Source organism: Cellulophaga sp. 3_MG-2023, from assembly GCF_030546975.1.
Lineage (GTDB): Bacteria > Bacteroidota > Bacteroidia > Flavobacteriales > Flavobacteriaceae > Cellulophaga.
This window is the reverse complement of the sequence record NZ_JAUOPS010000003.1, coordinates 230,321-251,233: the sequence shown is the minus strand read 5'-3', so window position 1 is coordinate 251,233 and position 20,913 is coordinate 230,321. Positions and strand designations below refer to the sequence as shown.

Genomic DNA, 20,913 nt, shown 5'->3' with positions numbered 1-20,913 from the left:
TTTATTCTGTTCGTAAACTTTTTATTGGATTTTTAGTAGATGACATGTAAGTGCGCACACCCATAATTAACATTGTAACTATTAGCATAACAACACCGCTAATTGCAAAAACCCACCAACTTAAACTAGTTTTATTTGCAAAGTCTTGCAACCAATAATCTATACCAAAATAGGCTATTGGCGCAGCAATTATAAATGCAATAGCAACCAAGCTTAAAAACTCTTTACTTAGCAACAGATTTAGTTCTAATAAAGATGCTCCTAATACTTTACGTATGCCTATTTCTTTGGTTCTGCGTTCTGTAGTATAAACCACAAGACCTAGTAAACCTAAACAGCTAATTGCAATAGCTAAACCTGTTGCCCAATTTAACAATACAGCAGTTTTACGTTCCTGGCTATAAAAGTTTTTTATAGTCTCATCCATAAAAATAAGTTCAAAAGGCTCATTTGTGTAAACACTGTTCCAAGCATTTTCTAACTTTTTAGTTGCATTAGATAAGTTTTCTCCGTTTACATTAGCAAAAGAAATATGAAATGTTTTAAATTTTCTGTTTGCTCCGCCTGTACCTACAAAAGCCAATGGTTTAATTCCTGTTTTTAAAGAACGCTGATTAAAATCTTTCATAACACCTACTATTTGGTGTTCTTCACCTTCACTTTTAATCATTTTCCCTATAGCATCGTTGGGATTTTTAAAACCTAATAAACGCAAGTACGTTTGGTTAATTACAAATTCTTTAATGCTATCATTGTTTTGCTTTCTCCCGGCAAGTAATTCAATTCCGTAGATATCTAAATAGTTTTTATCGCCATATAATAATTGTAGTTCTGTATGTACTGGTGCATTAGTTTCATCAAAATAACTAGTATTTGTTGCGCTAGTACTAAAAGATGCTGGCGGATATTCTGCTAAACTAACTTTGTTTACCTCTGGTATGGCTTCAATTTTAGTTAATAATCGTTGTTGTTTTTCTGGTGTCATAGTATACCAAGGAGCTCTAACAGATGCTATGGCTTCGGTTCTAAAACCCATATCTTTTTGCAATAAAAATGCTATTTGCTTACCCACTAAAAGCGTTGCTATTATAAAAACCTGTGCTATTATAAACTGAAAAACAGTTAAGTATTTACGTAATGATGTTTTATCATTAGAAGCTACAATTTGATTTTTTAGTACTGCTATTGGCTTAAAATGAGAGAGTACTACTGCCGGATAGAAACCAGATAATAATGTAACAACTAATAGTAATACAATAATAAATACAATAACTGTTGGCTCTGCAAACAGCTCTGAACTTAGACCTGCTGGTATATAGTTTGCAAATATATTTAACAGCCAAAAAGAAAGTGCTATGGACACAATTGCAGCACAAATGGTTAGTAAAAAGGTTTCTCCTAAAAACTGATAAATTAGTTGTTTTTTAGAGCCTCCTAGTGTTTTTCTAACACCAATTTCTTTAGCTCTTTGCGTTGCCTGTGCTGTATTTAAATTTATAAAGTTAATACTACCTAACAGCAGTAAAAAAAGAGCAATACAGCCTAAACTTATTAGTACCGATTTACTTGCTGGCTCCGAGTCAAAATCAAAAGTGTAATAGTTAGTATCAAAATGCATTTCTTGTAGTGGCTGCATATAAAACTTACGCTCATTACCAAACTCTTCTTCATTAGGGTCTTTATGTTCTTTTGCTAACTTATTTAGTGTAAGCTGTACATTTTTAGCACTAGAATTTTTAGCTATTTTTATAAACAATTGTGAAGCCGAGTTGGTTCCGTTCCAATTGCTACTTAATACAGCACTTGTCATATCTGACTGATGAGCTGTTTTTAATGATATAAACTCTTCAAAAACAATATCTGTACGCTCTGTAAAATTAGCTACCACACCAGTTACTTGCATATTTATGGTATCGTTATACACCATATTTGCGCCTATTATATCTGTATAAGCGGTATTGGGGAAATATTTTTTAGCTCTTTTTTCTGATAACACTAACTGATTTGGACTCTCTAGCGCACTTTCTTTAGAGCCAGCCAACCATTTATATTTAAATACATTAAAAAAACCTTTATCTGCATAAATTACATAATCTGGTCTTTTAAATGTTTTATCTGTTACTGTGTTTTTTATATGTAACGGATACGTAGTTAAAAAAGGGGCAACAGCAGCCAAACTAGCCGAATTTTGTTTTAAGGCATCAGCTAAAGGAACTGAAACTCCCGGATTATAAAAACTACCCTCTGGAGTTACAAACTCTGTTGTTACCCTGTATATATGATCTTTGTCTGGATGAAATTTATCAAAAGTAAAATCATAATACACCATTAAACCAATAACAAAAGACACGCTTAGGCCAATAGCCAAACTACTAATCTTAATTAAAGAAAAGAGTTTATTATTAAATAAGTTTCTAAACGCTATTTTAAAATAATTCTTAATCATAATTATTATTTTATAGAGTAAAATTTACTCCGTTCTTAAACTTTTTATTGGATTAGCTGTTGCTGCTTTTATTGCCTGAAAACTTACCGTTAATAGCGCTATTAAAATAGCACACATACCTGCTATAAAAAACACAAACCAGCTAATATTTACTCTAAAAGCAAACTCCTCTAACCATTGTTGCATTACAAAATACGCAACAGGAAAAGCCACTATTAAAGACACAGCTATTAACTTTAAAAAATCTTTAGATAACATTTGCGTTATGCCTACTACACTTGCGCCCAACACCTTGCGCACACCTATTTCTTTTTTACGTTGCTCTGCTGTAAATGCTGCCAAACCAAACAAGCCTAAACACGCTACAAAAATGGCTAGCAAACAAAATAACAATCCAACCTGTGCCATTTTACGATCTTGCGCATATAGCTGTTCCATATTTTTATCCAAGAACGTATAATCAAAACTAGAGTCTGGAGCAACCTTAGCATATACAGCTTCTAATTGTTTCATAGTACTTGTTATAGATGTACTATTAAAACGAACAAGCAAGTAAGGCTTGCCCTCAAACCTACTGTTATGAAAAGCATAAGCACCAATTGGTTTGTGTAAAGACTCAAAATTAAAATCGTCTACAACACCAATTATTGTAGCATCATCTCCCAACTGCATATCTACTTTTTTACCAATAGCTTCTTCTGGTGTTAAACCTAAGTATGCAATTGCTTTTTTATTTAAAACCACGTCTACAAGCGTATCGCCCTTTTGCTTCACGTTTGGTAATGTTTTACCTGCTAAAAGCTTTAATTGCAATACATCTAAAACGCTAGCATCTGCTACATTGGTTTGTATACTTTTTCCGTTTTCATCTTGGTCGTTTTTATGTAAAGATCTTCCACTTACATCCATACCAGGAAAACCCTGGGCAGAACCAACTTCTATAACCGAACTTAGTTTTTTAACCTCACTTGCTAAAGCCTGTTTGTTATTGTAAGTTTTAATTGCAGCTGTAGAAACAGCTACAACGTTTTGTGGCTTATAACCCAAGTCTTTATTTTTCATAAACTCTAACTGTTGGTACACAACTAATACACCCACAATTAAAACTACAGAAGCTGTAAACTGAAATACAACCAATGCTTTTCTAATAACTGCATTACTTACGGTTCTGTTTGCTGGTTTTAATATAGAACTAGGTGAAAATCCTGATAGATAAAAAGCAGGGTAAGAACCCGCCACCAATGTAGTTACCAACCAAACAACACATACACCAATAATAAAAGTTGGAGTTATTAAAAATTTATAATCTAAACTAGCACCTGTTATACTATTAAAAACAGGAATAATTGCAATAGATAGTGCAATACCAATACATAATGCAATTAAAGTTAGCAAACCTGTTTCTGCATAAAACCTAGCAACTAAACTTTTAGATGATGCTCCAAGCGTTTTATTTATACCCACATCTTTTGCTCTTTTTTGAGAGCGTGCTGTCATTAAATTCATATAATTAACGCAAGCAATAAGTAAAATAAGCAATGCTAAAAACGATAAGTTTTTAATTTCAGAAATACTACCAATTCTAGATGTGTATGTACTTGTGTAACCTTTAGAATATAAGTGCACCTCTGATAATGGCTGTAAAGAAAGTGTATACCATTGTCCTTGCTTGTCCACGTTTTTATCTAAAATTTGCTGCATTTGATTTTCTGAAGCCATTTTAGATGCATTGTCTTTTAATTGCACATAAGTCTCAAAACTAGAGTTGCTCCAGCTTGGTTCTTTAAAAAAGTATGTGGTACTAAATGATGCTATTAAATTACAATCTACCGTACTGTTTTTAGCAAAGTCTTCAAAAACACCCGTTACTTCTAATTCTGTTTTATCATCTACTTTTATAGTTTTCCCCATAGGGTCTATAGTTCCAAAGTATTTTTCTGCTGCACTTTTAGACAATACAACCGTATTAGGCCTAGTAATTGCAGAAGCAGGATCTCCTTTTATAAATTTAGTATCAAAAATTGAAAAAAGTTCCTGGTCACACCAAAACAGTCCTTTCTCTAAAAAATTATTATTGTTTGCTTTTATAAAGGCTGTTTCGCCAAAGCTGTGTTGCAACATTCTGGCTGCATATTTTATTGTAGGCAATTCTTCTTTTAAAGCTGGTGCAACTGCTGCCGGAGCTGTTGCCATAATTTCTTTATCAAAAGCATCTCCTGTGGTATTAACCAACACTCTGTATATATCTGAGTAGCTTTTATATTGTTTGTCAAAGCTTTTTTCAAAAGAAATAAAAGAGAAAAGTAGTATTGCTATTGTTAAGCCTATTGATAGTCCTAAAATATTTAATGCAGAAAACATCTTGTCCATTTTAAGACCTCTCCATGCTATTTTAATATGGTTTTTAAACATAATTTTTAGTCTTTACTGTATTTTTTGAATAGTTGCTTCGCCAATAATTAGACCTTTATTTAACTCCGGATTTCCTTGGTAAGCAACGGTTGCCTCACCGTAAGCCGTAACTTTTAATTTTTTAGAAACCTGTACGCGGTAACTACCCTCACCGTAAGCTGTAATTTTTGTGTTGTCATTTTTTATGCCTAAAGTGTTAATTTTAGTTTCTCCGTAAGCTGTAATTTTCAGGTTTTCTACACTACCTTTTTTTAGTTCTAAAAAGCTTTCTCCGTATATAGTAGCGTGCAATTCTTTAAGGTTTGTATCATTTATAAACACTTGTGATTCGCCATATATTTTTAATCGTAATTTATTTTGGGTAAACTGACTTTTACACACTATGGTTTCTTCTCCTCTTAAAGATAATTCTTCTATATTTTTATAGGTAATAACAGCTTTTACAACGGTACCTTTGTAGATAGACGTGCGCTGTTTGTAGCCATTTTTATTTGTTTTTTCGCTTTTAGTAAACTCTTTTGCCCCTTCTAAATATACACGTAAAGTTTTTCCAGAAACCTCAACATTTATCTTATGTTCTGCTACAGTGCTACTTTCAATTGCTACACTTTCTGTTTCTCCTTCTACAAAAGTTACTTGTATGTGCGGACTAATAATTACTTTATTAAATGCTGCTACTTTTTTTTCACTTACTTGTGCCCTAACACTCATAGTCATTACTACTAAAAAAAGTGCTGTTATTATTTTAATTTGATTGATTTTCATAGGTTCTATTTATTTTTTGATTGATGGTTTTATTCTGTTCGTAAGCTTTTTACTGGGTTAGATATTGCTGCTTTTATACTTTGATAGCTTACTGTTACAATTGAAATTGTAAGCACCAACATCGCAATTAAAATAAAAGACCATCCGTTAATTTCTATTCGGTATGAAAAATCTTCTAACCACTTTGTCATTACAAACCAAGCCAATGGTATAGCAATTACTATAGCTATTGCTACTAGTTTTAAAAAGTCTAATGTTAATTTGTACACAATGTTACTTATACTTGCTCCTAGCACTTTGCGTACTCCTATTTCTTTTATTCGCTTTTCTGCATTAAATGTTGCTAAACCAAATAACCCCAAACAAGCTATTAGTATAGATAAAATGGTAAAAGCAATAAATATTTTACCTAAACGCTCTTCTGCTTTATAAACATCGTTAAAAGAATCGTCTAAAAAATAATAATTAAATGGTTGTTCTGAAGCTACATTTGCCCATAAACCCTCTATACTTGCTATAGATTTAGCAAAATCTCCTTGACTTAGTTTTACTACTAATTTGCTACTTACTCTGCGGCTTAGCCTAAAGCTTACAGGGTCTATTGTATTACGTAATGTAGAGATATGAAAATCTTTAACCACGCCAATAACTTTATATTCTGTAGTATCAGAATCATCTACAAATACCATTCCAATAGCATCCGTTGGGTTAATTCCCAATCTGTTTAATGTTGTTTCATTTACTATAATAGCTGTAGAATCTGTTTTATACTTAGGGTCAAAATTTCTTCCTGCAACAAGATTTATACTTAAGGTAGGAATATAATCTTCATCTACATCCCATTTTTGCATTTGCACTACTGCGTCTTCAACAGCTCTTCCTTTTGCCGTAAAAGATTGGTCTGTTCTGTTAGATGGCGTTGGTAAAAAACTTGTTAACGACACACTTTTTACACTTGCTAATTTCTCTATTTCTTGTTTAAAAGATATTACTTGGTCACCAGCAGCATATACATCATCTAAAACCAGAACCTGTTCTTTGGTGTAACCAATATCTTTGCCTTTTATATATTGTAATTGTTGAAAAACCACCAATGTGCTGCCCATTAAAAACACAGAGATTGCAAATTGAAAAACAACCAATCCGTTTCTTATTTTTTCGCCAGTACCTGTTGTTTTGCCTCCTCCTTTTAATACGGTTACTGGTTTAAATTTTGACATAAAAAATGCCGGATAACTGCCAGAAAGTAATCCTAAAAACAGTGTGAAAACCAAAAGTGAAATCCAAAAAAACGGCTTTAAAAACGGAATTTCTATGCTTTTATTTGCTAAGTCATTAAAATATGGTAATGCTAAAAAAGTAAGCAAGACAGCAAAAATTAATGCTATAAAAGCCACCAAACCAGACTCTATTAAAAATTGCTTTATTAAATGGTATTTAGAAGAACCTAATGTTTTACGAACACCAACTTCTTTGGCTCTTTTAAGAGATTGAGCTGTAGAAAGATTCATAAAATTTACACTTGCTAAAACCACTAAAAACAAGCCTATAAATGATAAAATATAAATATTTTGTATGCTATTGTTGGGGTTTAATTCTGCTACACGGTCTGAGTGTAAGTGTATTTTACGTAGCGGTATAGTGCTAAAAACATAAGAATTACCCTCGCTTTTAAAGCGTTCTACCGTCATTGTAGGCGCAAATGTTTTTTGAGCATAGGGTACAACATAACTTGTAAATACATTTTGCAACCTTTTATTAAAACTAGCTATGTTAGTATTAGGGTTTAACTTTACAAAAGTGCTAAAGTTGTTGCTGCCCCAAGTAACTTCTTTTGCATTTGGGTTACTAGCCATAGACATAAGCATACTATAATCTCTTAAAAACGAATTTTTAGGAAAATCTTCTATAACTCCTGTTACCGTATATACCTCATCATTATCTAAAACTATTTGTTTACCTATTACTTGCTCTTCTGTAAAAAGTGTTTTTGCTGTAGATTTACTAATTACAATAGTATTTGGCTCTTGTAATGCTGTTTCTGTATTACCTTGTAATAAGCCTAGTCCAAACATTTTAAAAAAAGAAGGATCTGCAAAAGCATTGACATTAACTTTTATATTTTTAGTAGAGTTTGCTTGGCGCACCAACATTCCGCCCCAACCTCTTAACCTTGTTGCTAGCTGTACTTCTGAGTATTCTTTTTCTAAAACTGATGCCATTGGTGGCGTTACAACAGCTAAATTATTAGAAGATGTTCCAAACTTTATATCTGCATTTATTCTATGAATTAGTGCTTCATCTGCAAACATTTTATCATAACTAAGCTCATCATAAATATATAATGAAATTAGTAGCGCTCCTGCAACACCTATAGCTAAGCCAAATACATTTAAAAATGTAAAAAACAGGTTATTTTTTAAATTACGCCATGCTATTTTTAATTGATTTTTAAACATAATTTTTATTCTTTACTGTTCGTTTTTTGATTTGATGCTTACTAATATTCTAATTCTGTGCCAAAAACACAAGGTACTGATTATTAATATCTTACACTTAATTTAGGATTCAAAAAATTTGAAAGTGTCTAAATTTTTTACACTAAGTGTCCATAATTTGTACGTTAAAAAAAGAGTTATTCTGTTCGTAAACTTTTAACCGGGTTTGCTATTGCAGACTTTATAGACTGAAAACCAACAGTTACAATTGTTATTAGCATTGCAAAACCACCTGCCAATAAAAATACCCACCATTTAATTTCAATTTTATAAGTAAAATCTTGTAGCCAATTTTGCATAAAGTAATATGCTATTGGAGATGCAATTACAAATGCAACCAATACCAGCTTTAAAAAATCTTTGGTTAATAATTGTACAACAGATTTTACACTGGCACCTAAAACTTTACGTATCCCAATTTCTTTCTTCTTTTGCTCTGCAACGTAAGACACTAAACCAAACAATCCTAAACAACTAATTAAGATGGCCAAAATACTAAAGGCTATAGATATTTTAGATAATTTTTGCTCTTCTGCGTATAACCTTTCTGTTTCTTTATCTACAAAAACATACTCAAACGGTGCATACGGATTCACTTTTTTCCAGTTGGCCTCTAAACCGCTCAAAACACTTTTTATGTTGCTGGTTTCTAACCTTGCAACGATCCAGTCTGGCTCTGTTTCACTATATATAAGCATAGGAGAAATTACCTGTTTAAAATCTTCAAAATGAAAATTCTCTGTTACACCTACTACTTCATATTCTTCTGTTTCACTACCATAACTACTTATAATTTTTGCTGCTAAGGCATTTTCTATATCAATATTAAAAGCCTCTAGCGTTGCCATATTTACTAATATACCTGTGGAGTCTGTTGCTCTAAGCTTACGACCTTTAATAATTTTAGTGCCAATTGTTTCTAAATAATTAGGAGTAATACCATTGTAATATACAGAAGTTAGGTTATCATCATCCTGACTAGGTAAACGCATTGCCAAATCGCCCATAATAGATCTAGATGGATAATTGTTACTCCCTGTAACAGAACTAACACCAGGTACTCCTTGTAACTGTGATTGTATAGCACTATAGTTTTGTTGTAATTCTTGGGTTCCTAAACGTATAGCTAACAAATTGTCTTTGTTAAAGCCTAAATCTTTTTGTTTAGCAAACTTTAATTGTTGTGACACTATAATAACACTAACCGTTAAAACTATTGACACTACAAACTGAAAAACAACCAAACCACGCCTTAACAAACCATTATTAGACTGTAATTCTGTTGCCCCTTTTAGCACTTTAGACGGCTTAAAAGAAGACAATACCAATGCGGGGTAAATACCTGCTATTAAACCTGTTAACAAACCCATAGATCCCAACAATAATAAAATTTTAAGGTTTAGTATGTGTTCTGGCTCTATGTTGCCACCTGTTAATACATTAGCTACCGGAAGCAATAATAAAACTATAGGTATGCTAATAAATACTGCTAAAAATGCAATTAAAATAGACTCACTTAAAAATTGCTTTACCAAAGAACTTTTTTGTGCTCCAATGGCTTTTCTTACCCCTATTTCTTTTGCTCTTTTACTTGCCCTTGCAGTACTTAAATTAATAAAATTTACACAAGCAACTAGTTGTACTATAAAGGCTAAAAATAGCAACGCATACAAATACTCAATGTTAGAAACTTCTTCAATTTGCTTGTCTATTCCTTTAGAGTGTAAATGAATATCTGTAACAGATTGTAGTAACAATTTTTTATCAAACCCCATATCAGCTAAATCGTTTCCTCCACGATCTAACATAAACTTCGGCAACTTTTTTTCTAAACTAGCCTTACTAACATTGGCACCAAGTTTAATATAAGTATATGCAAAGTTTTGTGTTGCAAAATTAGTTATGTTATTAGCATATTCGCCAATACCAGGCGAGTTCATGCACAGTATGTAATTAGGATTTAAGTGGGTTGGGTTAGCTGGTTCATTAAAAACTCCAGTAATGGTTGCGTTAAATTGATCTTCTCCTGCACCAATAACCAATGTTTTATTTATAATTTGATTTTCATCTTGAAATAATTTTGAAGCTAATTTTTTAGATAAAACAATACTATTTGGCTTTTCTAAGGCTGTGGCTAAATTACCTTCTGTAGCTGTATAATTAAAAAATTTAAAAAAAGTAGAATCGGCTACATACCCCTTACTCTCATAATAACTTTGGTTATTTTTAGGGTTACGAATAAGTGCTTCTTCTCCAGACCCAAAATAAACAACTCTACAAGCATCTACCACCTCAGGAAAATCTTCTTTTAAAGCAAAAGCTATTGGCGGACTACTTGTAGCTACGTCTGCATTTATACTGTTATTGCCTTTTGTTTTTATTTTAGTACGTATTCTGTATATAGAAGCTGCATCTTTATGTTGCGTATCATATCCAAATTGTGCATTAACATATGATATTATAATTAAACAGCATATTGTACCTACAGTAAGACTAAGAATATTTATACCTGTTTGTAACGGATTTTTTTTAAGACTACGCCACGCTATTTTTAATTGATTTTTAAACATAACTTTTTATTTTTTTTGATTGATGATGTGTTACTCTGTACGCAAGCTTTTTACAGGGTTATTTACAGCTGCTTTTATTGCCTGAAAACTTACAGTTAACATAGCAATTGTAATGGCCCCTAAGCCTGCCAAAGCAAACATCCACCATTGTATGTTTATGCGGTAAGCATAACTTTGTAACCAGCTAGACATTGCCCACCAAGCCAACGGTATGGCTATAGCAATAGACAAGAGTACTAGCCTAATAAAATCTTTAGAAAGTAGGTTTACTATATTAGCTACGCTAGCTCCTAGAACTTTACGTACACCAATTTCTTTACTTCTTTGTTCTGATGTGTATGCGGCTAAGCCAAACAAACCTAAACAAGAGATAAGTATGGCCAATATTGCAAATAGTTTAGATAATGTGCCTACCAACATTTCGCTTTTAAACTTTTGGTTAAATGCATCGTCTACAAACTCATACTCAAACGGAAAAGCTGTGTTGTTTTTTTGCATAACACCTGCCATTGCTGCTATAGCTTTTTTAGTATCTGCAGATTTGGCAATACGCACATACATATATTGTGCCTCTGTAGGTGCGTTAAGAAAAATTACAGGATCGCTCTTCCCGTACATATCACCATATAAAAAGTCTTTAACTACACCAACAACATTGTATTTGTCTTCTCCAAAATAGATGCTTTTACCTACAGCAGATACTGGGTCTATTAGTTTAGCAAACGACTCTGTTATTATAAAATTTACACTGTCTAGTTCTGGTTTTTGCTTAAAGTTTCTTCCATCAATAACCTCCATACCTGCAGTAGAAAGAAAATCTGAATTTATATACCTAAATGATATAAGCATTTCATTGTTTTCATCTGCCATACCAGACCAAGTTGCTCCAGACCCATTATTACCTATAGATAATGTGTTGTAACTGTTTAAACCTACATTACTTATTAAGCCTGAGGCAAGCATCTGTTGCTTTATAGCAGTATAATTTTTAACCATATCACCCCTTACACTCATTGTAACAAGGTTTGCTTTATTATACCCTAACTGTCTGTTTTTTACATGTTGTACTTGCTTATACACCACTATAGTGCATATTATTAATATTATTGATGCTGCAAATTGGGTTACCACAAGGCCTTTTCTAATAAAAACAGATCCTTTTTGGTTGCTACTAATACCTTTTAAAACTGTTACAGGTAAAAATGAAGACAAATAAAATGCTGGATAGCAGCCTGCAAAAACACCACAAAAAATAGTTATACCAAGTAAAACTAACCAATGTAAAGGATTGGCTAACCCCATTACCAATTGCTTTTCTATAATGATATTAAATTGTGGCAATACTAAAAATATTAGTAATACGCTTACCAATGTAGCTATTGCAGAAATAACTAAAGATTCTGTTACAAACTGAAAAATTAAACGTTTACGACCAGCTCCTAAAACTTTACGCACACCAACCTCATTAGCTCTTTTAGCACTACGTGCCGTAGAAAGATTCATAAAATTAATACAGGCAATTATTAAGATAATCCAAGCAATTACAGAGAATAAATTCACATACACTATTCTACCTCCTACTTGCACTCCGCCTTCAAAATTATCACGTAAACGCCAGTCTAGCATACTATGCATAAAGGCATAAGTATCACTATCTTCTACTTTTGTTTGTAAAAACTTTTTTACAGCTGTATTTACAACTGCTGCATCTACTTTTTGGTCTAATTGTATATACGTGTCTACAGAGTTATTTCCCCAAGCATTTAAATAATCTTTGTCTTTAGCGTATGCATCAAAAGACGCTAGCCAATCAAAATTTACAGTAACATTTTTAGGAAAATCTACAACAACACCTGTAACGGTATAACTGTATTTATTGTCTAGTTCTATGGTTCTACCAACCGCATTGTTGCCAGCTCCAAATAATTGTGATGCTGTTTCATTGGTAAGTATTATGGCGTCTGTATCTTCCAATGCTGTGTTTGCATCTCCTTGTATAAATTCTAAACTAAAAATGTCTAAAAAATCTGAATCTACATAACTCCCTTTTTTATATAAAGACTTGTCTCCTTGTTTAAAAAGTCGTTCTTCATCTCTATACCTAGTAGCATTTATAATCCCAGGAACTTCCTTTTTTAAAGCTTCTGCTAAAGGTCCGGGAGTAGAAGTAAATGTACGCCACTCACCATTATATTGTTGGTTGGTTGGCAAATAATACACCTGCTCTTTATTAGGAAAAACTGCGTCGTAGTTTACCTCATCTTCTACCCATAAAAAAATAAGACTGGCACAGGTAATCCCCATTGCTAACCCAAAAATATTGAGAAAACTATAGCCTTTATTTTTTAACAAGCTCCTAAACGCAATTTTAAAATAATTTTTGAACATGGTGATTGACTATTTTGATTGATTGATTGATTGATTGATGATGAACTCTGCTTATTTTACTACTGCCTCAAAAGGTTTATTATGACTTTCGGTTACTATTTGGCCGTCAAAAAGATTTACAACTCTGTGTGCGTAATGCGAGTCTCTATCTGAGTGTGTTACCATTACTATAGTTGTACCTTCTTGGTTTAGTTCTGTTAGCAAATTCATTACTTCTATTCCGTTTTTAGAATCTAAGTTACCTGTTGGCTCATCTGCTAGTATTAATTTTGGATTTGTAACTACAGCTCTTGCAATGGCTACACGTTGTTGCTGCCCACCAGATAATTGCTGTGGAAAATGCTTTTCTCTATGTGCTATTTTCATACGTTCTAGAACTGCTCTTACTTTTTGTTTGCGCTCTGCCTTATCCATTTTTAAATAGATTAATGGCAATTCTACGTTTTCAAAAACAGTAAGCTCGTCTATTAAATTAAAACTCTGAAATACGAACCCTAAATTACCTTTACGCAAACCTGTACGTTGGTTTTCTTTTAAACCACCTACTTCATGACCTGCAAATTGGTAACTACCGTCTGATGGATTGTCTAACATACCTATTATATTTAGTAAGGTAGATTTACCACAACCAGATGGCCCCATTATGGCTACAAACTCGCCTTGGCCTACATTTAAGTTTACACTGTTTAGTGCCAAAGTTTCTACTTCTTCGGTTCTAAAGCTTTTTTTAAGGTCTTTTATTTGTATCATTTTTGATTGATTTTTTATCCTCCCTATACCCTCTAAAGGAGGGAGTTAGTTGCGAATTAATTATTTATTTTATGTGTTAGGGATTGTAGTGTAAATCCTTTTTTTTCTTCTTAAAAAAGATTGCAACGTAAAGCCCGCCCGAAGGGAACACCCTATTTTAAAACTATTTTTTCTGCTTCTCCAAAACTATCGTAATTAGAGGTTATTACATTTTCACCTGCCTGCAAGCCTTCTAAAACTTCGTAATATTTAGAGTTTTGCTTGCCTATTCTTATGTTGCGTTTTAAAGCTTCGCCACCATCTGGATTTACTACAAAAATCCACTGTCCGCCTGTACTTTGAAAAAAGCTACCTTTAGATACCAAAAGCGCATCTGAAGAGGCTCCTAATTGTAGTTTTACATTAAAGCTTTGTCCTGCTCTTATGTTTTCTGGTTTTTCTGATGTAAATACTAGATCTACTTTAAATTTACCACCGCGAACTTCTGGGTATACTTTGCGTAAACGCAGATTATACGTTTTTCCATTGCGCTCAAAAGAGGCATTTAAATCTCTTTTTACACGGTCTATGTAATGCTCATCTATCTCGGCTTCTATTTTATAATCTGTTAGTACATTTATTTGCCCTATACGCTGACCTTGGTTTATACTTTGACCAATTTCTGCATCTAAAAATCCTAATTGACCATCTGCTGGCGCACGCACATTTAGGTGATCTAGACGCTCGTAAACCATAGATAATGTTTTTTGCATTCTGTTTAAATCTGTGTCTAAACCAGCAAGTGATGTATTACGCATTTTATCGTCTTGCTCTGTCTGTATTTTTACAATATCATGTTGTTTTAAAGATAGCTCGTAGTTCTCTTTTGCGGTTAAAAATGCTTCTTTAGAGATTAACCCGTCATTGTAAAGCTCTTGGTTTTGCTCGTAATTACGCTTTAAACGGGTTAACTCATAAGATGTGGTTGCTAAAGATTTACGACCTTCTACTTGTCTAGAATCAAAGGTTAGTTTGGTAGATCTTAAATCGTTTTGTTTTAGCGCAAGGTTACTCTCACTTGCTAAAATTTGCTCGTATAGATTACTATTTTCTAGCCTTAGAATAATGTCGCCTTTTTTTACCATTGCGCCTTCTTCTATCAATTTTTCGGTAACTCTACCGCCTTCATAAGCGTCCATATAAATGGTTGCTATTGGTGCTGCACTACCATTAATTGTAATGTAATCGTCGAACTTACCTTGAGTTACTTCTGCTATAGATAATTTGTCTTTCTCTGTTCTAAAAGTAGCTACAGAATTACTCCAAATTATTTTGTATGCTGCAAAAGCAACTACTAGTCCAATAGCAATGTATGCATAGTGTTTTGGACGTAATCCTTTTCTTTTTTCTAATTGAATATCCATCTATATTGTAATTGTTAGTTTATGGTAAATACTGGTAATCCTTGATAAAAAGCCAATGTACTTTGGTTTACTTTTAATCTTATTTGCACTTGTAAATTCTCGTTTTTTGCGGTAGTGTACAATACTTTTGCTTGGTACAACTCTACAGCAGAAATCATCTCTTTCTCGTATTTTTTCTGTGCTATAGAAAAGCTAAGCTCTTGTGCTTTTAGTTTTTGTATGCTTTGTAAATTCTCGATCTCTAAAGCACTTTTTTCTTGTACCAATTGTTGTATTAGTTTGTACAACTCTTGCTCTTGAATTTTTAAATTATTCTCTGCTTGTTGCAATGCTATTTTTTGTTGCTTTACTTGCGATCTTCCAGACCATTTATTACTAATTGGTATGTTCACAGATACACCAATAGATCTAGATGCATTATCTCTTATTTGGTTTTTAAATGATATTATTTCTCTGCTAATATCGTCTATATTTGTCTCGTAATATCCTGTGCCGTAACCTGCAAAAAGTGATATTGAAGGGTACAAACCCCCTCTAGCAATGGCTACTTCTTTCTCTGCTGCCTTTACACGCAATTGTCCAGATTTTATGCTTGGCAAAAATGCTTGTGCTTTTGTATAAACAGAATCTGTTTTTGTTGTTTCAACTAGATTCTCTTGTATATCTAACACATCTGTTTTTAAATCTATTGTAGACACGCCTTCTAAATTCATTTCTTGTATTAAATTTAGTTTTGCTGCTGCTAATTGGTTTTCGGCTTGTGTAACTGCTAACTTATCTGTTAATAAAACAGATTCTGCCTCGTACATATCTGCCTGCGCTATTAACCCTAATTCTAATTGTTTTTTTACAAACGCATAGTTGGTGTCTGATATACTTACTTGTTCTTCTGTAATTTCTAACAAACCTTGGTAAAATCTTATATCGTAAAAAGCAGACATTACTCTAAATGCCAATAAATACTTCTGTTGTTGCGCATCTTCTTGTACAGCTTTATAAATATACTTTGTTGCTTTAATTGTATTTACTCTTTGGAAACCTCTAAAAATATCTATAGAAGAATTTAACCCGTAATTATTAGAAAAGAAATCTGTATCTATTATATTGTTATTATTAGGATCTGTAGATCTACCATATCTAATAACATAATCTGCAGAACCATTAATGCTAGGCAACAAATTACGTATAGCTTGTTTGTGTGTTTCTTTACTAGATGCAACAGTATAAGCTTGGTTATTTAATTCTAAGTTATGAGAAACTGCATAGTTAATACACTCGTCTAAAGACCAACTTTGTTGTGCTTTAATTGGCAAACTAACCAGTAATAGCAAAAATAGAATATGTGTTATTTTTAAGTTCATAATTTTATTGTGTGCCAAAACTAAAGCTATTGTTGTGCCAAAAACACAAATTGCTAAAAAACAATGCTTTAACTCCTAAAAACTAAATGTACAAATATGTAAGTGTAAAATATATATACAAATAATGTCAATTTTTTTTACACTTTTAAAATACTAAGACATATCATTTGTAATTTTAAACTATACAAGTTATTACATAGCTGCTACCAACCAAAACAATTTTATAATGCAAAAAGGTAAAGTATTAATCGTAGACGACAATAAAAGTGTGCTAAGTGCATTAGAGATTTTATTGCAATTTGAATATGAAAAGGTCGATACACTTGGTAACCCTAACCTTTTATCTTCTTTTAAAAATTTAGAAGATTATGATATTGTTTTACTAGATATGAATTTTTCTGCAGGTGTAAATACCGGTAATGAAGGTTTGTATTGGAACAGAGAAATTAAAAAACGTGCACCCCATATTTCTGTAATTATGATGACTGCTTATGGTGCAATAGACCTTGCTGTACAAGCATTAAAGGAAGGTGCAACAGATTTTATTTTAAAACCTTGGAATAATGACAAGTTGCTTGCTACATTAAAATCTGCTTACCAGTTACGTAAATCTCAAAAAGAAGTTTCTATATTAAAAGAGAAAGAGAGTTCTTTAAAGCAGGTTATTAACCAGAATAAAAACTACATCATTGGTAATTCTAAAGCATTAACCTCTGTTCTAAACCTAGTACAAAAAGTAGCTAAAACAGACGTAAATGTATTGGTAACCGGAGAAAACGGAACAGGTAAAGAATTAATAGCAAGAGAACTACATAACTTATCTAACCGTAAAAATGAGGTTTTTATAGGGGTTGATATGGGTTCTATATCTGAAACCTTGTTTGAAAGTGAACTTTTTGGGCACACCAAAGGGGCTTTTACAGATGCCAAAGAAGATAGAGCTGGTAAGTTTGAAGCTGCAAATGGCGGAACCTTATTTTTAGATGAAATAGGAAACCTAAGCTTACAAACTCAGGCTAAACTACTATCTGCTATACAAAACAGAGTTGTGGTGCGTGTAGGCTCTAACAAACCTATACCTGTAGATATACGCTTAATTTGTGCCACCAATTGCAATCTAGAAAAAATGGTTGCTGATGGTCTTTTTCGAGAAGATTTAGTATACCGTATAAATACCATACACGTTCAAGTACCTGCACTTAGAGAAAGAGATGGCGACATTTTAATTTTGGCCGATTTTTACCTCACTAAATTTATGACTAAATATGGCAAACTTGGTTTGCGTATTAATAACCTTGCACAAGAAAAATTACTAGCATATAGTTGGCCTGGTAATGTTAGAGAATTACAACATACTATGGAAAGAGCTGTTATTTTATGCGATGGAAGCGTGCTAAAACCAACCGACTTTATTTTAAATGAAAAAGGAACACCTACATTAGATACTGCAAATGTTACCTTATCAGAAATGGAATTACTACTTATTAACGATGCTCTAAAAAAGCACGACGGTAATTATAGTGCTGCAGCAAACCAACTAGGAATTTCTAGACAAACATTGTATAACAAAATTAAAAAATCTGAAAATGGCGAGTAAAAGTTTCTATTTTCAGTTAGTTCTTAGGGTTATCTTTATTACACTTTCTGCCATTGGACTAGCCTATTTTGGTGTGCAAAAAGAGTACATTATTGCTGCTGTATTTTTAATTGTTTTGGTTTTACTAACCGCATATTTAATAAAATATGTAAACCATACCAATCGTAAAATTGCATACTTTTTTGAGTCTATAAAAAATGAAGATTTTACGTTGCGTTTTCCTGAGTATGAAAATGTAAAATCTTTAAAAGAACTTAATCGCAGTCTTAACATGCTTAATGCTATGATACATAAAGTACATGTTAAAAACCAAGTACAAGAAAAATACTATCAGGAAATACTTAAACACGCAGATATTGGTATTTTAACCATTAATAGCAAAGGACACATTTTATTTGCTAACCCTAGAGTAGAACATTTACTAAATTACAAACCGCTAAACCATATTAAACAGCTAGAGCAAGTAGATAAAAAATTATACGATTTGTTTGCCAAGCTAGAGCCTTTTCAACGTAAATTAATAGAGTTAACTAACGAAAGAGAGAAAATACAACTTACCTTAAAATCTACTACTGTTACACTAGACAACCAAAATTTATTATTGGTAGTTGTACAAGATATACAAAGAGAGTTAGAAGAAAAAGAGGCCGATTCATGGGAAAAACTTATACGAGTTTTAACCCACGAAATTATGAATACTATAGCGCCAATAACATCAATATCTGAATCTATTTTAAATTATTACAAAAAAGAAGACGGATTAATACCACTTGAGGAATTAACTGAAAAACACATACAAAACACCTCTAAAGGCTTAGCTGTTGTAAAAGAACAAGGAAATAACTTAATGGACTTTGTACAAAGTTATCGTAGTTTTTTAAGTATTCCGGCACCAGACAAAAGTCTTGTAAAAGCAGAACAATTAATACACAAAGTGTTTGTGCTAATAGATCAGGAAAACCAGAATATCAATATTAATTTTTCATCTAATTTAACAACAGAAAACTTAGAGTTTTTTATAGATGAAAAACAAATTACTCAAGTACTTTTAAACTTATGTAAAAATGCAGTACAATCTATAGGCGAACAAGAGAACGGAAATATTACTGTTACCGCTGGCATCACAAATCAAAAAGAAAAATTTATTACAGTTACTGATAATGGCCCTGGTATTCCTCCAGAATTAATAGATGAGATTTTTATTCCGTTTTTTACAACCAAAAATACCGGAACTGGAATTGGACTTAGTTTGTCTAAACAGATCTTAAGATTACACGGCGGAAGCTTAAAATTAAGAAGTACTCCAAACCAAGAAACAGTTTTTACATTGTTGTTTTAAACTTAATCTATTAAAGTATTCTAAGTATGCATCTTAAGTAAAGTTACGTGGTTGCCAATATTTAAAACCAAAAGTAAGCAACAATAGCTTATTGTTTAAATAAATCTTTAAATTGATAAAACACCCTTTCAAGCAATCTCAAATCCTCGGTGATAATTTCTGCCGTTCCTTGCATTTCTTGCTTAAATTCAATCTCTATATTATGTGTTGTCACCAATTTGTTAGGCAATGATACATCTAAAAGGTACAAACCTTCAGTGTTTGGAATAAGTGAAATATTTTTGACGTTCCCCTTAAGTATACCGTACTCATTATCTGGATAACTACTTAATCTAATATTCACATCTTGCCCTACTTTTACTTTTCCTGAATTCAATGCAGAAGCACGAACTTTACAAATATAAGATGAATGGTCTTTGGGTATTATTGTAAAAACAAAATCGCCTCTATTAATAGTTTGATTTTGACTCCAAATTTTCATAAATGATACTTCTCCTTCAATGTTCGATTTAAATAAGTATTTCAATTCCCAATCTTTAAGCGCTGTTTTTAATTGATCTAAAGATTGGATTACTTTTTTAAGTAGATTAATCTCGTTTCTAGTGTTTTCAATTGATGTCTGTTTTTTTAAATTATTAGTGCTACTAATATTTTCTTTAATCTGAGAAATAGAAACATTTATGTTTTTATAGTTTCTTTTCGACTGTAAATATTCTAATTTTTTATTTTCAAATTCTTGTGCAGAAATAACACCTTTATTAAATAAAGTTTCTGTTCGATCTAAGTCCTTTAGTCTAAATAGTAATTCTTCCTCATTTAAATCTTTTTGATTTTTTAGTGTTTCTAGCCTATATCTTAACTGCGATAATGTATAACTGCTAGTCAAATCATTATTCAAAAATGATCGCGATTCTTTATTTAAAGCATATTGGATATAATTATTTTCAAACAAAGAGAATTCTCTTTCAATATCTCCTAAAAAAAGCATAGGCAACTCATTTAAAGGTAAGTAAAACGAATATTGATTTATTTTTAAAGTATCTAAAATAGATTTTAAATATAATATATCTTTATAGTTTGCCGTATTCTCAATTAAAGCTAAGGGCATATTTTCTGTTACCTCTTGATAATTATTTACAAATAAAGAATCAATTTTACCTGACACATTCGCGAATTCCTTTTGTGGTGGAATTTCAGTAGTCAATATTGCTTCTGCCGTAATAATATCTGGGTATTTTATTAACCATGCTAGAAATAAAATAATTATTATAAAAGTAAAAAGTATAGTATTACCCCATCTAAATAACCTTCTTGGCGGTGTAGTTAGTACATCTTTTACTTCCTCACTATATATGTTTAATTCGTCGTTTTTTAAGGTATCCAT

Annotated in this window: 12 protein-coding genes; 2 read left to right on the top strand and 10 right to left on the bottom strand. The window is 32.1% G+C overall.

Annotated elements, in window-relative coordinates; genetic code table 11:
- Position 1: 1 nt before the first annotated feature.
- The 9 genes from Q4487_RS10760 to Q4487_RS10720 all read right to left on the bottom strand — a co-directional run bounded on the left by Q4487_RS10760 (position 2) and on the right by Q4487_RS10720 (position 16,593).
- The gene (locus Q4487_RS10760) at positions 2–2,446 is read right to left on the bottom strand and encodes an FtsX-like permease family protein (protein WP_303542081.1); all 2,445 of its coding nucleotides are present in this window, start codon (positions 2,444–2,446) and stop codon (positions 2–4) included.
- Positions 2,447–2,470: 24 nt separating this feature from the next.
- Positions 2,471–4,858 carry an ABC transporter permease gene (locus tag Q4487_RS10755; protein WP_303542083.1) on the bottom strand — a complete coding sequence of 796 codons (2,388 nt, stop codon included), beginning with the start codon at positions 4,856–4,858 and terminating at the stop codon, positions 2,471–2,473.
- A gap of 12 nt (positions 4,859–4,870) precedes the next feature.
- Positions 4,871–5,623, bottom strand: coding sequence for a head GIN domain-containing protein (locus Q4487_RS10750; protein ID WP_303542085.1), 753 nt, complete (start codon positions 5,621–5,623; stop codon positions 4,871–4,873).
- A 29-nt stretch (positions 5,624–5,652) separates the two neighbouring features.
- On the bottom strand, positions 5,653–8,082 hold the full coding sequence (locus Q4487_RS10745) for an ABC transporter permease (protein WP_303542087.1): 2,430 nt from the start codon (positions 8,080–8,082) through the stop codon (positions 5,653–5,655).
- A 176-nt stretch (positions 8,083–8,258) separates the two neighbouring features.
- Positions 8,259–10,691 (bottom strand): FtsX-like permease family protein, encoded by a 2,433-nt coding sequence (locus tag Q4487_RS10740; RefSeq protein WP_303542089.1) that lies wholly within the window; start codon positions 10,689–10,691, stop codon positions 8,259–8,261.
- Between the two features lie 30 nt (positions 10,692–10,721).
- Positions 10,722–13,079, bottom strand: coding sequence for an ABC transporter permease (locus Q4487_RS10735; RefSeq protein ID WP_303542091.1), 2,358 nt, complete (start codon positions 13,077–13,079; stop codon positions 10,722–10,724).
- 51 nt (positions 13,080–13,130) lie between these two features.
- Positions 13,131–13,829: an ABC transporter ATP-binding protein gene (locus tag Q4487_RS10730; RefSeq protein ID WP_072303906.1), complete on the bottom strand. Its 699-nt coding sequence runs from the start codon at positions 13,827–13,829 to the stop codon at positions 13,131–13,133.
- A 152-nt stretch (positions 13,830–13,981) separates the two neighbouring features.
- Positions 13,982–15,232 carry an efflux RND transporter periplasmic adaptor subunit gene (locus Q4487_RS10725; RefSeq protein ID WP_303542095.1) on the bottom strand — a complete coding sequence of 417 codons (1,251 nt, stop codon included), beginning with the start codon at positions 15,230–15,232 and terminating at the stop codon, positions 13,982–13,984.
- Positions 15,233–15,246: 14 nt separating this feature from the next.
- Positions 15,247–16,593 carry a TolC family protein gene (locus Q4487_RS10720; protein WP_303542097.1) on the bottom strand — a complete coding sequence of 449 codons (1,347 nt, stop codon included), beginning with the start codon at positions 16,591–16,593 and terminating at the stop codon, positions 15,247–15,249.
- A gap of 226 nt (positions 16,594–16,819) precedes the next feature.
- Between Q4487_RS10720 and Q4487_RS10715 the strand changes: the two genes are divergently transcribed.
- Positions 16,820–18,190: a sigma-54 dependent transcriptional regulator gene (locus Q4487_RS10715; RefSeq protein WP_303542099.1), complete on the top strand. Its 1,371-nt coding sequence runs from the start codon at positions 16,820–16,822 to the stop codon at positions 18,188–18,190.
- Positions 18,180–19,529 carry a PAS domain-containing sensor histidine kinase gene (locus Q4487_RS10710; RefSeq protein WP_303542101.1) on the top strand — a complete coding sequence of 450 codons (1,350 nt, stop codon included), beginning with the start codon at positions 18,180–18,182 and terminating at the stop codon, positions 19,527–19,529. The genes Q4487_RS10715 and Q4487_RS10710 overlap by 11 nt, the downstream gene beginning before the upstream one ends.
- An 88-nt stretch (positions 19,530–19,617) precedes the next feature.
- Here the strand turns inward: Q4487_RS10710 and Q4487_RS10705 are convergent, their stop codons facing one another.
- Positions 19,618–20,913 (bottom strand): HlyD family secretion protein, encoded by a 1,296-nt coding sequence (locus Q4487_RS10705; RefSeq protein WP_303542102.1) that lies wholly within the window; start codon positions 20,911–20,913, stop codon positions 19,618–19,620.

Bases quoted from the DNA above. Each gene is read 5' to 3' on its own strand.
- Q4487_RS10760 (WP_303542081.1), bottom strand. From the start codon at position 2,446: ATGATTAAGAATTATTTTAAAATAGCGTTTAGAAACTTATTTAATAAT.
- Q4487_RS10755 (WP_303542083.1), bottom strand. From the start codon at position 4,858: ATGTTTAAAAACCATATTAAAATAGCATGGAGAGGTCTTAAAATGGAC.
- Q4487_RS10750 (WP_303542085.1), bottom strand. From the start codon at position 5,623: ATGAAAATCAATCAAATTAAAATAATAACAGCACTTTTTTTAGTAGTA.
- Q4487_RS10745 (WP_303542087.1), bottom strand. From the start codon at position 8,082: ATGTTTAAAAATCAATTAAAAATAGCATGGCGTAATTTAAAAAATAAC.
- Q4487_RS10740 (WP_303542089.1), bottom strand. From the start codon at position 10,691: ATGTTTAAAAATCAATTAAAAATAGCGTGGCGTAGTCTTAAAAAAAAT.
- Q4487_RS10735 (WP_303542091.1), bottom strand. From the start codon at position 13,079: ATGTTCAAAAATTATTTTAAAATTGCGTTTAGGAGCTTGTTAAAAAAT.
- Q4487_RS10730 (WP_072303906.1), bottom strand. From the start codon at position 13,829: ATGATACAAATAAAAGACCTTAAAAAAAGCTTTAGAACCGAAGAAGTA.
- Q4487_RS10725 (WP_303542095.1), bottom strand. From the start codon at position 15,232: ATGGATATTCAATTAGAAAAAAGAAAAGGATTACGTCCAAAACACTAT.
- Q4487_RS10720 (WP_303542097.1), bottom strand. From the start codon at position 16,593: ATGAACTTAAAAATAACACATATTCTATTTTTGCTATTACTGGTTAGT.
- Q4487_RS10715 (WP_303542099.1), top strand. From the start codon at position 16,820: ATGCAAAAAGGTAAAGTATTAATCGTAGACGACAATAAAAGTGTGCTA.
- Q4487_RS10710 (WP_303542101.1), top strand. From the start codon at position 18,180: ATGGCGAGTAAAAGTTTCTATTTTCAGTTAGTTCTTAGGGTTATCTTT.
- Q4487_RS10705 (WP_303542102.1), bottom strand. From the start codon at position 20,913: ATGGATACCTTAAAAAACGACGAATTAAACATATATAGTGAGGAAGTA.